The sequence below is a fragment of the Haladaptatus sp. QDMS2 genome (genome assembly GCF_029338295.1).
Classification (GTDB): Archaea; Halobacteriota; Halobacteria; order Halobacteriales; family Halococcaceae; genus QDMS2.
The window spans coordinates 2,454,617-2,468,384 of record NZ_CP119791.1 but is presented as its reverse complement, the minus strand read 5'-3'; the positions used below and the strand labels follow the sequence as shown (position 1 = coordinate 2,468,384).

At 60.2% G+C, this 13,768-nt stretch carries 13 protein-coding genes and 1 tRNA gene; 10 read left to right on the top strand and 4 right to left on the bottom strand.

The window, feature by feature from the left end; all coding sequences use genetic code 11:
* The first annotated feature begins 56 nt into the window (after window positions 1–56).
* The 9 genes from P1M51_RS13435 (at window position 57) to P1M51_RS13395 (ending at window position 10,180) form a co-directional block, all read left to right on the top strand.
* Complete coding sequence (locus P1M51_RS13435) at window positions 57–1,070, top strand: thiamine pyrophosphate-dependent dehydrogenase E1 component subunit alpha (protein ID WP_369685315.1); 1,014 nt, start codon at window positions 57–59, stop codon at window positions 1,068–1,070.
* A complete protein-coding gene (locus tag P1M51_RS13430) occupies window positions 1,070–2,083 on the top strand; it encodes an alpha-ketoacid dehydrogenase subunit beta (protein ID WP_276274598.1) in 1,014 nt (337 codons plus the stop codon). The genes P1M51_RS13435 and P1M51_RS13430 overlap by 1 nt, the downstream gene beginning before the upstream one ends.
* A complete protein-coding gene (locus P1M51_RS13425; protein WP_276245673.1) occupies window positions 2,080–2,337 on the top strand; it encodes a lipoyl domain-containing protein in 258 nt (85 codons plus the stop codon). The genes P1M51_RS13430 and P1M51_RS13425 overlap by 4 nt, the downstream gene beginning before the upstream one ends.
* An 83-nt stretch (window positions 2,338–2,420) precedes the next feature.
* A complete protein-coding gene (locus P1M51_RS13420; protein ID WP_276245672.1) occupies window positions 2,421–2,999 on the top strand; it encodes a 2Fe-2S iron-sulfur cluster-binding protein in 579 nt (192 codons plus the stop codon).
* Window positions 3,000–3,102: 103 nt separating this feature from the next.
* Window positions 3,103–4,467 (top strand): MATE family efflux transporter, encoded by a 1,365-nt coding sequence (locus tag P1M51_RS13415; RefSeq protein ID WP_276248444.1) that lies wholly within the window; start codon window positions 3,103–3,105, stop codon window positions 4,465–4,467.
* A 41-nt stretch (window positions 4,468–4,508) separates the two neighbouring features.
* Window positions 4,509–4,581, top strand: a tRNA-Arg gene (locus tag P1M51_RS13410).
* Between the two features lie 702 nt (window positions 4,582–5,283).
* Window positions 5,284–5,436: a hypothetical protein gene (locus P1M51_RS13405; RefSeq protein WP_276274597.1), complete on the top strand. Its 153-nt coding sequence runs from the start codon at window positions 5,284–5,286 to the stop codon at window positions 5,434–5,436.
* Between the two features lie 545 nt (window positions 5,437–5,981).
* Window positions 5,982–9,419 (top strand): hypothetical protein, encoded by a 3,438-nt coding sequence (locus tag P1M51_RS13400; RefSeq protein ID WP_276274596.1) that lies wholly within the window; start codon window positions 5,982–5,984, stop codon window positions 9,417–9,419.
* Window positions 9,420–9,658: 239 nt separating this feature from the next.
* Window positions 9,659–10,180: a hypothetical protein gene (locus P1M51_RS13395; protein ID WP_276274595.1), complete on the top strand. Its 522-nt coding sequence runs from the start codon at window positions 9,659–9,661 to the stop codon at window positions 10,178–10,180.
* A 186-nt stretch (window positions 10,181–10,366) separates the two neighbouring features.
* Here the strand turns inward: P1M51_RS13395 and P1M51_RS13390 are convergent, their stop codons facing one another.
* Window positions 10,367–10,831, bottom strand: coding sequence for a hypothetical protein (locus tag P1M51_RS13390; RefSeq protein ID WP_276274594.1), 465 nt, complete (start codon window positions 10,829–10,831; stop codon window positions 10,367–10,369).
* Between the two features lie 292 nt (window positions 10,832–11,123).
* On the opposite strand from P1M51_RS13390, the gene P1M51_RS13385 reads away from it, so the two are divergent.
* Window positions 11,124–11,702, top strand: a complete 579-nt coding sequence (locus tag P1M51_RS13385; protein WP_276274593.1) for an AN1-type zinc finger protein — start codon at window positions 11,124–11,126, stop codon at window positions 11,700–11,702.
* A gap of 61 nt (window positions 11,703–11,763) precedes the next feature.
* Here P1M51_RS13385 and P1M51_RS13380 read toward each other — a convergent pair whose 3' ends face one another.
* From P1M51_RS13380 to P1M51_RS13370, 3 genes are all read right to left on the bottom strand, one after another.
* A complete protein-coding gene (locus tag P1M51_RS13380; RefSeq protein ID WP_276274592.1) occupies window positions 11,764–12,009 on the bottom strand; it encodes a hypothetical protein in 246 nt (81 codons plus the stop codon).
* Window positions 12,006–12,524 carry a hypothetical protein gene (locus P1M51_RS13375; RefSeq protein ID WP_276274591.1) on the bottom strand — a complete coding sequence of 173 codons (519 nt, stop codon included), beginning with the start codon at window positions 12,522–12,524 and terminating at the stop codon, window positions 12,006–12,008. Before P1M51_RS13375 ends, P1M51_RS13380 begins: the two co-directional genes overlap by 4 nt.
* An 86-nt stretch (window positions 12,525–12,610) precedes the next feature.
* Complete coding sequence (locus P1M51_RS13370; protein ID WP_276274590.1) at window positions 12,611–13,627, bottom strand: site-specific integrase; 1,017 nt, start codon at window positions 13,625–13,627, stop codon at window positions 12,611–12,613.
* Window positions 13,628–13,768 lie beyond the last annotated feature (141 nt).

Here is a 13,768-nt window from a genome sequence, read left to right as displayed (position 1 = left end):
GGTGCAAGTTCCCTGTGCGAGGGGAATCCATGCCAAGTGTTAGCGAATTACAAGAAATGTACGAAAATATGGTATTGGCCAGGTACTACGAAGAACGGCTTCAAGAGGAGTATCTGGAAGGCAAGCAACCGGCGTTCGATATTTCCGCCGGCCCAATACCAGGCGAATTGCATCTGGCCGCCGGCCACGAGGCCTCGGGTGCAGGCGTCTGCATCCACCTGCGCGACGACGACACCGTCACCGGCCCGCACCGACCGCACCACATCGCCATCGCGAAGGGCGTCGACTTGAAGAAGATGACCGCGGAGATTTTCGGCCGGAAAACCGGTCTCTGCAAGGGGAAAGGTGGCCACATGCACCTGTTCGACCCGTCGGTCAACTTCGCGTGCAGCGGCATTATCGCGCAGGGCTGTCCGCCCGCCGTCGGCGCGGCCCTGGCCGCCAAAAAGCGCGGCCTCGACTCGGTGGCTGTCGCGTTCCTCGGCGAGGGGGCCATCGACCAGGGTGGCTTCTTCGAGTCGCTGAACCTCGCACAGGTCCAGCAACTCCCGGTCGTCTTCGTCATCGAGGACAACGACTGGGCCATCAGCATGCCGAAAGACCGCGTCACTGACGTCAAAGACGGGTCGATTCGCGCGAAGGGCCACGGCATGCCCGGCGAGCGCATCGACTCGAACGACGCCATCGCCGTCTACGAGGCGGCGAAGAAGGCGGTCGACCGCGCCCGAAACGGCAACGGTCCGACCCTGCTCGAAGTGCAGGTCCACCGCCACATGGGCCACTTCATGGGCGACGCAGAGGGCTACCGGCCCGACGACGAGGTCGAGCGCGTAAAGAAACTCGACCCAATCCCACGCTTAGAGAAGGACCTCAAATCCGAGGGCGTCGAGCAAGCGGAACTGGACGAGATTCGAACGCGCGCCCACGAACGCGTGGACGAAGCCATCGAATGGGCGAAACAGCAACCGGAACCGGAGCCACACGAGTCGCTCGAAGACGTGTTCCACAACCCACCGGAGGAGTGGGAGCAGGCGGTACAACAGGCCGCCACACAGGGAGGTGACGACTAATGAGCCAGCAAGTAGCAGAACGAGAACTGACGATGAGCCGTGCGATGGTCGAGGCCATCAAACAGGAGATGGAAGCGAACGAAGAGGTGTTCCTCATGGGCGAGGACATCGCCGACTACGGCGGCATCTTCAGCTCCACGACGGGCCTGTTAGACGAGTTCGGCCGCGACCGCGTGATGGACGTCCCCATCAGCGAGACGGCGTTCATCGGTGCGGCCGTCGGCGCGGCCCAGGCCGGCATGCGGCCGATTGCCGAACTCATGTTCGTCGATTTCTTCGGGGTCGCGATGGATCAGATCTACAACCAGATGGCGAAGAACACCTACATGAGCGGCGGGGCGGTCAGCGTCCCGATGGTGCTCATGACCGCCGTCGGCGGGACGTATTCCGACGCGGCTCAGCACTCGCAGACGCTGTACGGAACCTTCGCCCACCTGCCCGGCATGAAGGTCGTCGTGCCGTCGACGGCCTACGACGCGAAGGGGCTGATGCACAGCGCGATTCGAGACGACGACCCGGTCGTATACATGTTCCACAAACGACTCATGGGTCTTGGCTGGATGCCAGCGCCCGCGGGGCCCAAGAACGACGTGCCGGAAGACCCCTACACCATTCCGTTCGGGCAGGCCGACATCAAGCGCGAAGGCGCAGATGCGACCGTCGTCACCCTTGGACTGCACGTCCACCGCGCTCTCGAAGCCGCCGGCGAACTCGAAGACGAGGGCATCGACGCGGAAATCGTAGACCTCCGGACGCTCGTCCCACTCGACACCAAGACGATCGTGGATTCGGTGAAGAAGACGGGCCGCCTCATCGTCGTCGACGAGGACTATCGGTCGTTCGGCGTGACGGGTGAGGTCATCGCCCGCGTCGCAGAGCACGCTCTCGATGACCTCGAGGAGGTTCGCAGACTCGCGATTCCAGACGTACCGATTCCGTACGCTCGCCCGCTCGAAACGCACGTCAACCCGAGCGTCGAGCAAATCGCAGACGCCGTCCGTGACACCCAATGAGCGAAGCAGCCATCCTCGTCGATTCGGCGTCGGTCTGGCCGGACGACGCGATGGACGTAGACGAAGCGGTCGTCTCGAACTGGTTCGTCCGCGAGGGCGCGACCGTCGAGGCGGGCAAGACCATCTGCGAGATTCAAATCGAGAAAGTGAGCGTCGACGTGCCCGCCCCGCAGTCGGGGACGCTCACAGAGGTGCTCGTCGCGGAGGGCGACGAGTTCCGTCGGGGTGATTCGCTCGCGCGAATCGAACCCTGATACGGCCGCGAATTCCAATTTTTGCCCCCAATCGGTCCGCCCTAATCAAAATGCTGTTAAACTAGGGTTCCGTACCGCCGACCATGGTTGAAGTACTGGGTGTCGCGCTCGGGCTGCTGTTAACGCTCATCGCGGTGGCCCTGCACTACTCGACGGGGACGGCAAAGCCGCTTCCAGAGGACATCACCGAACAGGTCCTCGAGCGGCGCGCCGCGTCCGTCGTCGAAACGGACTTCCCCGAACCGATGAACCGCTCGATTGGTGGCGGCGCCGTCGGCGCAGTCGCCGGGGGCGAGGCTGGCGGCGAACTCGAAGAAGGCGGCGAGGCCGCTGGCTCTTCGAGCCCGGCTGACATCCCCGAGGACGAAATCGAGTACTTCGAAATCGAGTACGCGAAAGAGGGGAAGACAATCGAAGTTGCGAACAACGAGACGCTCCTCGACGCCGGCGAAGACGAGGGCTGGGACCTCCCCTACGCCTGCCGTCAGGGCCAGTGTATCTCCTGTGCAGGCAAGGTCGCCTCCGGCGAGAACGCAGAGGACTTCGTCGTTCACGACAACCAGCAGATGCTCGGCGAGGAAGAACTCGGCAAGGGTTACATGCTGACCTGCGTCGCCTACCCGAAGAAGCCGTTCACGCTCGAAACCGGCGAGACGCCGTAACGCGCCGGAACCACAGCGCTGATATCTTTCCTTCAAGTGGGTAACAATAGTGAGTAGTGGCCACACGCAGAGTTCGATAACCGAAGGGGGACTGGCCGGACCGATGTTCCGGCTGGCGTGGCCAATCGTCATCACCCAGCTCCTCCAGGTCGCCTACAACATCGCCGACACCATCTGGCTCGGCCGGCTTTCGACCGCCGCCGTCGGCGCGATGAGCCTCGCGTTTCCCCTTATCTTCCTCTTGCTCTCGGTCGGCGGCGGGTTCACCGTCGCCGGAAGCACCCTCGTCGCCCAGTACACAGGCGCAAAAAGCGAAGGCTCCGCGGGCATGGTCGCCGGACAGACGCTCTCGTTCGTCACGGTTCTCGCAATCGTTCTCGGTATCCTCGGCTTCCTCGCCACCGAACCCATGCTCGGCGTGCTGCCGAGCGACCCGGAGACTGCTGCTGTGGTCGTCCCACTGGCAGCCGACTACATGCAGGTGTTTTTCCTCGGGACGCCGTTCCTGTTCGGCTTTTTCGTCTTCTCCGCGCTGATGCGCGGGTACGGCAACACCAGGACCCCGATGCGTATCATGGCCATCAGCGTCGCGCTCAACGTCGTGCTCGACCCAATCTTCATCTTCGGCTGGTTCGGGTTCCCGCGCCTCGAAATCGAAGGCGCGGCACTCGCGACCCTCGTCTCCAGAGCCGTCGCAACCGCCCTCGGCTTCTACGTCCTCTTCCGGACGCCATCCGGCCCGGACGTCCGCCTCCCCGACCTGAAACCCGACCTCGACATCATCAAGAAAATCGTCTCTATCGGCGTGCCGAGCGCGCTCGAACAGTCCGCGAGCGCCCTCGCGATGATTACCCTCACCGCGATGGTCGTCACGTTCTCCCCACCCGTCGTCGCCGCCTACGGCCTCGGCAACCGCCTCATCTCGCTCGTGTTCCTCCCGGCGATGGGCCTCGGCCGCGCGACCAACACGATGGTCGGCCAGAACCTCGGCGCACGCCAAACCGCCCGTGCAGAACGCGCCGTCAAACTCGCCGCTGTCACCGGCGCGGGCGTCATGCTCGTCGTCGCCGTCATCGCCGCGCTGTTCCCCGAACCCATCGTCGGCGTGTTCATGGCGACCGGGACGGCCGAAGCCGCAGAAACCATCCGCCTCGGCAGCGAGTACCTCCGGATTCGCTCCGTCGAATTCGCCTTCATCGGCGTCCTCCAGGTCGTCCTCGGAGCCTACCGCGGCGCGGGCAACACGAAGACGGCGCTCGTCTTCTCCATGGTCGCCCTCTGGATTGGCCGCGTGCCGACGGTCTACTACCTCGCCTTTGTCGAGGGCATGGGTCCGACCGGCATCTGGTGGGGGATGGCCCTCGGCAACATCGTCGGCGCAATCGCCGCCGTCGCGTGGTTCACCCGCGGCACCTGGAAGCGGTCGGTCATCGACCAACCGCGAGGGGCCGCCGACGGTGAGGACTGACTCACAACGGTTTTACCCCCCTGCGAGGAATTCACCTGTGAGGGCCCGTAGCTCAGTGGACAGAGTGCTTGGTTCCGGACCAAGATGTCGCGGGTTCAAATCCCGTCGGGTCCGTTCGATTTTGTGGCGATGCGGAATCACTCGACAGCGCCGCCTCCCTTATCACTACTCTCAGAATACTGAGAAGAGAGTCCGTCACGCAGCATGACGCCTGCGTCTCGCGGGCTTTCCGGTTATCGATTTGCACAGAGTCATACGCCACCCACTACCATCTCAGTTTCGACAATCTTGCGCGGGGGAGCGAAGTCAAACTGTGGCGACGGACCAAGAGAAGCGAACAAATGGTCAGTAAACTCTCGGAATCACTGTCACATTCTCCGATATTAATTTTCCCCCTCGTCACCTGACTTGGCCGAATTCGTTAATTGACGTATCTTCCTGTTTTGCTGGGGGGGTCGCTCGCTCACTCGTTCAAAGTACGAACTGAATGACGCAAAATTACACGGTCCATTCGTCGCATTGGCCAGCGAAAATAGATGGGCGTCCCACCGCCCATCGCGGAAGTACGAGTAAGCTATCGACGACCACCTACGACGAGGGCCGTCATGTCATCTAACGGCCTGTCACGCCTTATGATTACTGTTGGTAATCAAAACCTGCCCCTCCAGGAGCGATGCGCATGACCGGACTGCACTGCCCTGAATTTGCAGGCCCGCTCTCCCGAGGGACAACTCGGGGTGGCATCCCCCGACTCTACTGCCCGCGGTGTGATGGCGAGAGTCCGTACCTTGACGTGGGAACGGAGGCGCGGTCGAAATGACCTCCAGAGTCCCGCCGAAGGACTGGTTCGACCGGGCACCAGCTCGTGTTGAGCCGAGCGACCGTCGCCATGTCGGGCTGCGAACGCTCGATAACCATGCGAGTTGGCGCGAAGTCTACTACGCCTGTGGCGTGGAGGAGGAGCGATGACCGTCGGACCTTCGTCCACTATCTGGACGGCTGTTCATTGCACTCACGACGGCAACCTCTTTCCGAGGCTCTCCAGTCCACCGACTGTCTCGGGCGTGGTTCGCGTAAGCCATCGAAACCAACCTGTGCACGAGGTGGTCCCCGGTGGACGATCTCTGTCCGGTACCGGTCTCGTGCGTGATGTCAGCACGGGATGTTGTGTCGATTGCGCCGAGACCCGAGGTGAGGGCCAGTGAATCCCACCGATTCGGCGTGGTGGCGAGAAGCTGGTGATGATCGAGTCGCCGAACGTCGTGCTCAGTACCTTCGACGTAAAACACCGTGGGGTGACGATGACCGCCGCTCTATCCCGCTTGCACTCGCATACCGCCGATTGGGGTATTCCCGCAGTGGTATCGCCAAACGCGTGGGTGTGACCGAAGCGACCGTTGTAACGTATCTGGAAGCGGTCAAGGAGACTTTTGGAGCGCAGGCGGTAGAGACCGCGCACCCCGACCAACTGGCCGCGTGGCCAGACTGCCCCTTCTTCCCGGAGGCGGGTCGCGATGAACGGTGACATCTCGGACGATGCAGTGAGGGCGGCGTTCTCAGATGCGATGGACTACTTCCACGACCAACTCAACCGCCCGGTCGTTGAGAATGATGGTACCATCGGCGAGGAAGCAGAGGCATATTTCACGCAGGAACGGGGATGGAACCGCGAAACAATCACCGAAAAGCGCCTCGGCTGGGCACCGATTGACGAAGCCGCCCTCCGAGACCATCTCTTTGAGCAGGGGCACCCGCGAGCTGCCATTCTCGCGACGGGGCTCTTCTACGAAGAACTCACGCCGCACTTCCGTGGGCGCTACGTGTTCCCGTATTTTGACGCAGAGAACAGACCCGTGTACGCTATCAGCCGGTCGGCAGACCACCCAGCTGACCCGAAGGCTGACCAGAAATACACGAAATGTATCTCGCGAAAGGACTACTCCCACGTCACGGAGCCAATCTTCGGTCTCGGCTCACTCCAAGTAGACACCCCGGTCATTATCACCGAGGGGATTGCCGATGCCATCACCGCGCACCAGTACGGCTATCCGTGCATCTCACCGGTGACGAAACAGTTCAAGGACGACCACCACGAACCGCTGCTCGACATCCTTCGAAGATGGGATGTGCCGCGAGTGTACATCGTTCAGGACGCCGAACGGCCCGAGAGCACGCTTGGTAAGAACGCCGAAGAACGTGGCCTCAAAGCACTCCACATCCCACAACTTGGGGCCGGAGAGGAAGGGTCACTTCGCACGGCTGCTGCGCTTGATTCCGTCGCTGACTGGGGACTTGACGTGCGTCTCGGACATCTTCCACGCCTCGGCCTCGACAAAGTAGACCTTGACGACTATCTCCACTGGATGAACGGGTCTCTCGGTGCCGTCCTATGCAGTGCGAAGCCTGCTCGTGAACACCCCTCCTACGCTGAAGTCTCTGCTCAGTTCAACCAAGGAACTCAGCCACAGGATGCGGAGGGTGACCCGGAAGTCACACGTATAGAGAATAGTACGGGACACTTCCGGGTCGGGGACACTTCGAATAGCAGCAGCGGTGAAGATACGGTCTCGCTCTCGGTGTACGATGTCCTTTCACGCGAGGAGTACCCCGAGGGCAAGCGACGACCTCATCCGTTCCACGGCTCTTCGACCGGGTCGAATTTCCATGTGTACCCAGGCGGTGAGACCTGGCAGTGTTGGCGCGAAGGGCACGACTGTGCTGGCAACGCCTACCATCTCATCGGGGTGGAGCAGGGAATTATTTCGTGTGGCGAGTGGACGACAGATAGTCTCGAAACTGAAACGTGGCGGGAAATTTTCAGCGCTGCGAGAGCGGCTGGATACGACCTGCCTACAACGGATACTGAGACAGTTCCTCGGGCCGTCCTCCCCGCCGACTCCGGCGAGGGTAAGTGGGGTGGTATTCGTCCCGATGACCGCCATGCTGAGGACGATTCACTATCGCTCAACGCAGTCCGTGACAGAACGAGCAAGGCCTTGGCTGACGTTCTTCGCGGAGGTTCACAGGCCCTATTCCATGCTCTTCCTGGTGCGGGTAAGACTTCTGGGAGTATCGCAGCGGCGGCTGAAACAAATACACCACTCACGTTGCTTCTCCCACGCGGGAACCGTGAACAGTACCGAGAAGCACGCGAATGGGCCGACCAGCATCACCTTACGCACTTCACCCTGCCCAGCGCCCACCGTGACTGCCCGACGTTCACAGGCGAGCACGGCGAGAACTGGCGTGAACGTGTCCGCGACCTACACGCCCGCGGTGTCCCGCCCGTTGCCCTCCATACGCACGCAGAGCAATGGTTTGGTCGTCCCTTGCCGTGCAACGAAGACGGTGCGTGCCCGTACTCGGTGGAGTGGGAATTCGACTCCGATGCGTATGGCGTGCTTCTCGGTCACTACGGTCATGCGTACGTCCCGACTGTCGTAGCTGGCCGGGCGGTAGCTATTGATGAGTTCCCCGAACAGGCTTTCACGACCTCGTTTAGCGACGACCCAGCAGTAGCCGGGCCACCTGACGATCCGGTCGTGAACGCCTATCTTCGAGAGCAGCCTGCACTGCCGTTCGCCGACATCGCCGACCTTGACGCCGCACTCACTGACCCTAACCGGGCCGCTGAGGTGGCTGACGCCCTCACGTGGTTCGCCACCAACGGCCTTCGTGATGACCCTGCCCACGCCGCGTCATCGAAGTCTGGGCATGCGCTCGCCGCACACGCCACCTTCGTTCGACTCGCTACAGGCGCTGATGCTGACGCCCTCTCTGACCTCGACATCGAATGTCAGGCGTGTGGTGATGGCTGGTGGCGGGTCACGCTTCCGAACGACGAGGGATACGCCGTCGTCGGGGCGACCAACTCTGGTCACCGCGCCGTTCACATTCACCGTCCACCGGTGTTCGACTACGCAACTGCCCTACTCGCTCTTGATGGGACTCCCACACACGGGATGTGGGAGGATGTGCTCGATACTGACTTGACGACCCGTCAAGTGCTCATCGACGACGAATGTGCTGAGTATGTCCGCGACACGCTTGGTCTGCGGGTCATCCAGACCACCAAGAACGCGCATCCTGTCTCCTCCAGTGAGCACGTTTCACCAAAGGACGCCGCAGCTCTGTTTGATGAAATCAGAGCCACTCATGACCAAACACCACGCGTGATTACCTCGCGGAACGCCTGTAAAGCGCTCCAGAACGCTGATGAAGAGCTATTTCCTGACGATCTCCTTCCCGACTATCTGCGTGGGTCTGACCCTGACGGCGGTGGTCGGTGGTACGGTGATTTGCTCGGCTCGAACCGACACAAGCAGGCTCGTCTCGGTGTCGTCTATGGGTCGCGCCATTATGGCGACGCCTACGTCAAATTCTGGACCGCCCTCGCCGGTGAGTCGGTTGTCACTCCCGACCGGAGTGACCCAGACGCTCGGGGGATGGGGCTCTCCTACGGTGACTATGGCGACCGCGTCCTCCGCCATATGCGCGAACACCAAACCGTACAGGCGGTGCTCCGCTTCGGTCGTGACGGTGATGGCGCAACCGTCTATGTCCACACTGGAGCGCTCCCAGATTGGTTCCCAATTTGTGCCGAAGGGCATATCGTTCGCACGCGGAGCGACGGCGAGCGTGCGGTGCTCGATGCTTGTCGTGACCTTGCAAAGACGCACCCCGGCGACTGGACACGCGCTGACGTAAGCTCTCACTCTGCCGTGACCATCTCCGACCGGCAGGTACGGACACACCTCGCACGCCTTGCTGAGCTCGGAGTCCTCAACCGTCGTGTCGAGGGTCGGGGCTACGTCTATTTGGCCAATGGCCTCCACCGGGTCAACGACCACGGTCAAGTGGAACTCCCAGTGCTCGACGACACTCACCCAGATGCTGACCCTGCATCACGCTATTCGTTGGGCTCGCAAGTCGCCCCCGAAACGAGGTTTTGAACGGCGGCGGAATCGCAGGCAGCTCGGCAGCAGCTTGCTGACCACCGAATCCCCTTTTCTTGGATGGCTTTGCGCCGACTCACGTCACGCTGAGCCCTATGTTGTTGGTCCGGCGCTGGTGACTCACGCAGTCGAGCAAAGGTACACGTACAGATGTCCCGCGCATTCCAACCACATCGATCCGCAACCAGTCACATCCCATTTCTGGTTCACTCCAACCGAGCCACATTCGAGTAGTAATGAGTAGTGACATCGCCTACGATTCGGTCGCTGTTCCTGAGCAAAAAGCACCGACTGCGTACACGTACGTCGAACGGCGGGCCGACCTCCTACAACGCATCCGCGAAGCTGGCCACCCCCGTGCGCTCAATCAGACCGAACTGGCCAAGCGCTACGGCGTCTCCCAGCAGCAAATCAGCAAAGACCTGGACAGGCTCGCAGCCTACGTAAACGAGCATCTTGGTGAGAGCCACCAGTTCGTGATGGACAGCGTGCTGCAAGGGGCCATGCTGAATCTCATCGAAGACGGCGAACACTACCGCGCAGCACAGGTCGCTCGCTGGTGGGCTGAGTGGCTCGGTGAGGTCGGCGCAATCGAAACCGAACCGGAAAAGCACTCCATCGAACACTCTGCTGGGGAGGGTCTTGGGTCGGGGCTTTCTGAGGAGGAACTCGCCGCGCTTGACGCAATCACGAGCACATCCGGCACCGAGGCGACCGATGTGCCAGTCCAGTCGAACGAGTCGCGTGATGTGACTTGAGCAGCGTCCGGTGTTCAGACGCCACTCTCGGTAGTCCTTGTAATACTTACCGGGAGCCGCGAAGGGAGTCCGAGGTTCGAAATAAGTGGTCCTGTTGAACCCCTCAATCAGTGATAGGTTTCTGCGGTCGTGCTGAACTCAGCGCGCATATCTTGCAGAGCGTAGGTATGGTTCGAATTATGTGGCTCATGCCGATGGGAATCGTTCGTCCTCACTCGCGACCCAGTAATCTTGGTAGTATCCGTACCGAGTCCAGCGGGATGCCCTTGATGGAACACTGTTCCCCCAGATGTTGGGTGTCCAGATGTCGGGCGATTCGATGATGACGTAAGTTGGCAAGCGGTCGGTCGTGATGTTGACCGGTTGTCTGGTCGGATACGGTCCTTCGGAGTGACTCGAAATCGACCCTACGGGCATGCGGTCGATGACCGTCTGGTTCTCGTCATACAGCACCACGGCCACGTCGGTTACATCCCGCCTATTCGTTCCATCGACGAACACGGTACCCGCCATGCGGAACTGCCCGTCAATGCGCTCAATGTCGCCGCTGAACTCAACGCTATTCTCGCTCGCCGACGGGTACGTGCAGCCGGAAATAGCGGTAAGTCCGATGAGGGCGAAGACAGCGAACAGTAGCGGGAGGCGAGTCATCGGATTACACAGTCAGGAGTCTTCGATACTGGCGGCGTATCGGCGTCCCTCCGTGCCCACCTCTCGGCTGCTCTCATAATATCCCTTATTCATCTGATATGATGAATGTAACCTCTGTATTCAGCACGCAAGTTCTGTCAACTTCTGTGGATTTCAACAGAGCCGAATTTCTATACCTGGGGCCCAGTCTTCGACCAAATATTCACCACCGCATGAATTATGTTCTGTCTGATATTAATGTCTGGTGAGTAACGCTTCGACCGAGAGCTCTCAACACGAGTATTCAGATAGAATGAGCATATGCGAGTACTGCACTGATGACGACGACATGCCCTATCGCTGCAAGTACTGTGAGGGTACCTTCTGCAGCAAACACCGCCTTCCAGAAAACCATCAGTGTCTCGGTGTCACCTCGACGAGTGCTGATAGCAGGCGATTTGAAAGCGCATTCTCTGCTGCTGTCGAAAAACCTGGAACGCGCGGTGCTCGATACAAACCTACACAGAAGCACAAAACCAGAAGACAGGAACACGAGCCAACATCCTCACGAGAGTTTGAGCGCTCCGATTCACCACAGCCAAGAGGTCAATCAGGCCAACGTACCGAATTTGGAAAGCTCAGTGGCGGAGACGCCGGCCCAGATACCAATCCCGATGGGACGCTTGCAGGTGACGTGCCCAAGCTCTCAGTTGAGAGTGACAAGTTAAATTCTGGCTTTGGCTCATCGATTCTCTCTGCACTGCTCAGAATCCCATATTCAATCTTCTACACGATTCGAGCCGCCCTTGCCTTGCTCAGACACTACGCAATACCCATCATCGCATTTGCCACGGTTATCGGTCTTGTTGTATTTTTGATTGTGATTGCTTGACTACAAACTCATAGTCCGCCGAAAGGTCAAATAGTGGATTTTCAAGATTGAGCCAACTCGGTCAGAAACCTCCCCTCAGTTGCGCGATGAGGAATGCGGCCACCGTACCAACACCAACGACGGTCAACGGCAACACAACGGTGTTCGCATTGACCTGGTTCACCCACGCGGGGTACAGCGGGTCGCCTGGCTTCGGGCTGAGACCAGTCTGAAGGAGCGCATCGAAAATGACCACAACGGTCAGAGCGATGAGTGCACTTACGAGAATACCGACAAGGAGTTTGACTGCGCCTTCACCGCCGCTCATAGGGTATTGTCGCCCGGTAGCTCAGAACCATTGTTCTCCACATCTGAGCGCGGCACAAACGCGTTATCATCGTCGCTCCACCCGAGCTGCACGATGCCAATTTCGTATTGGGTCTGGTCGGGGTCGCCAGTTGGTTTGAGCGTGAACTCGTAGGACTCTTCGCCTTCAGTGAGCAGTGTCTCGATATACGCCAACGCCTGTTGTGCAGTGAACCACCTGGTAGTTTTGCGAACGCCGGTGTCGGGGTCGAATCCCATCTCCAAGATTTTCTTCTTGAACCGGGCCTCGATTTCCTCTCGCTGGGCATCGGTCAGGAACTCCGTGAGCGAGAGCTGGGAGAGCGGTTCCGGCTCGGTGAGGAGTCGGTGGAACACCTTCACGATTATGTCGTACATGGCTGGGCTCTCGATGGGGACGTGGAGCGGGTTGTGGTCGGTCTCCCAGCCGGGATCGCGCTGCTCACCGGTGTATTCAATGATGATATGGGGTCGTGGGTCGGGGCTTCTGGCACTCATCACCCGTTCTCTTTGGCGTGCCAGAAAAGTATCACTTCCGGAGGGGGTGGTTCGACCTTCTCCATCCAGCAGCGACGGCATCCGACTCAATCATTATCGAGGAACTGACGACGCTGCTCCATCTTCTCACGCTCCGTCCGCCGGTCGTAATGCTTGTCCAAGATGTCCTGGGAGACGTTCGCTCGGTCACTCACCACTCGCGTCGGGACATCACGCTTGAGCCAGTCGGTGATACCGCCCCGGCGAACGGCGTGCGGTGAGACACTACTTGGGCACATCGAGGCGTATCCCTCGGCGCGTGCTGCCTTGCAGTTTTCAATTTCCTTCCCGTGGGGGCACTCGTTCGTCGTCACACACGGCCGGGTGTATGCGTAGACGTACTTCTGGATGGTTCCCGCCGAGATGCGGCCTCGTCCGCTCGTCAACAGTGGATTACGTCCGTACTCGTCTTGGACGGGGTGGCGTTGGTCGCGAATCCAGTCGTCGAGCACCTTGCACACGAAGGGACTGAGCGCGACCAGTCGCTCGCCTTCTTCTTTGTTTTTCAGTGGCGTGTCCGTCTCTGGGCGGTGTTTCACTTCGAGGTACTGCTCATCAGGGTGGTAGTCTTCTACGTCGAGTGCCCGAGCGGCTCCACGGCGCATCATGGTGTGCCAGAGCAGCACGAACACGACGTGGTGGATGGACGCGTAGTGGTAGCGTTCGAGGTACGCGATAATTTCCTCAGCCTGGTCGGTCTCCAGCATGACATCGCGACTGGCTTCGTCTTTGCTGAGCGTCGGGGAGACCACTTTGATGTGGAGGTCGGGTTCGACGGCGTCGAGGGTTTCACACCAGCGGATGAACACGCGGAGGGTCGCCATCTGTGTTTTCAACGTGGCTTTGGCGAGATTCCCGTCGCCGCGTCGCCAGATGCGGTATTCGTAGAGCTGGCGGCCGGTGAGGTCGTTGAGGTTGTCTATCTCGTTCTCGTCGCACCATTGGAGGAAGAAGTTGAGACGGGAGGTGTGGGCGTAGAGTGTCTGTTTGGAGACTTCTGCTGCGCGTTCGGTAAGGTACAGTTCTACAGCTTCGGATGGGCTGATTGGTTGCAGGTTTCTCATTGGTCTTGTCCTGCAAACCGATGCCGGCCGGCCCGTCCACGTGGCGGTGATGCTTGGTTCCGAGGTAGTCGGAAGCGCAGCGAGCGGAAGCGAGTGAGTACCGAGATGTCGCGGGTGAGCACGAGCGGTGCGAGTGCGAAT

Bases quoted from the DNA above. Each gene is read 5' to 3' on its own strand.
- P1M51_RS13415 (WP_276248444.1), top strand. From the start codon at position 3,103: ATGTTCCGGCTGGCGTGGCCAATCGTCATCACCCAGCTCCTCCAGGTC.
- P1M51_RS13390 (WP_276274594.1), bottom strand. From the start codon at position 10,831: ATGACTCGCCTCCCGCTACTGTTCGCTGTCTTCGCCCTCATCGGACTT.
- P1M51_RS13400 (WP_276274596.1), top strand. From the start codon at position 5,982: ATGAACGGTGACATCTCGGACGATGCAGTGAGGGCGGCGTTCTCAGAT.
- P1M51_RS13375 (WP_276274591.1), bottom strand. From the start codon at position 12,524: ATGAGTGCCAGAAGCCCCGACCCACGACCCCATATCATCATTGAATAC.
- P1M51_RS13430 (WP_276274598.1), top strand. From the start codon at position 1,070: ATGAGCCAGCAAGTAGCAGAACGAGAACTGACGATGAGCCGTGCGATG.
- P1M51_RS13370 (WP_276274590.1), bottom strand. From the start codon at position 13,627: ATGAGAAACCTGCAACCAATCAGCCCATCCGAAGCTGTAGAACTGTAC.
- P1M51_RS13435 (WP_369685315.1), top strand. From the start codon at position 57: ATGTACGAAAATATGGTATTGGCCAGGTACTACGAAGAACGGCTTCAA.
- P1M51_RS13385 (WP_276274593.1), top strand. From the start codon at position 11,124: ATGAGCATATGCGAGTACTGCACTGATGACGACGACATGCCCTATCGC.
- P1M51_RS13420 (WP_276245672.1), top strand. From the start codon at position 2,421: ATGGTTGAAGTACTGGGTGTCGCGCTCGGGCTGCTGTTAACGCTCATC.
- P1M51_RS13425 (WP_276245673.1), top strand. From the start codon at position 2,080: ATGAGCGAAGCAGCCATCCTCGTCGATTCGGCGTCGGTCTGGCCGGAC.
- P1M51_RS13395 (WP_276274595.1), top strand. From the start codon at position 9,659: ATGAGTAGTGACATCGCCTACGATTCGGTCGCTGTTCCTGAGCAAAAA.
- P1M51_RS13380 (WP_276274592.1), bottom strand. From the start codon at position 12,009: ATGAGCGGCGGTGAAGGCGCAGTCAAACTCCTTGTCGGTATTCTCGTA.
- P1M51_RS13405 (WP_276274597.1), top strand. From the start codon at position 5,284: ATGACCTCCAGAGTCCCGCCGAAGGACTGGTTCGACCGGGCACCAGCT.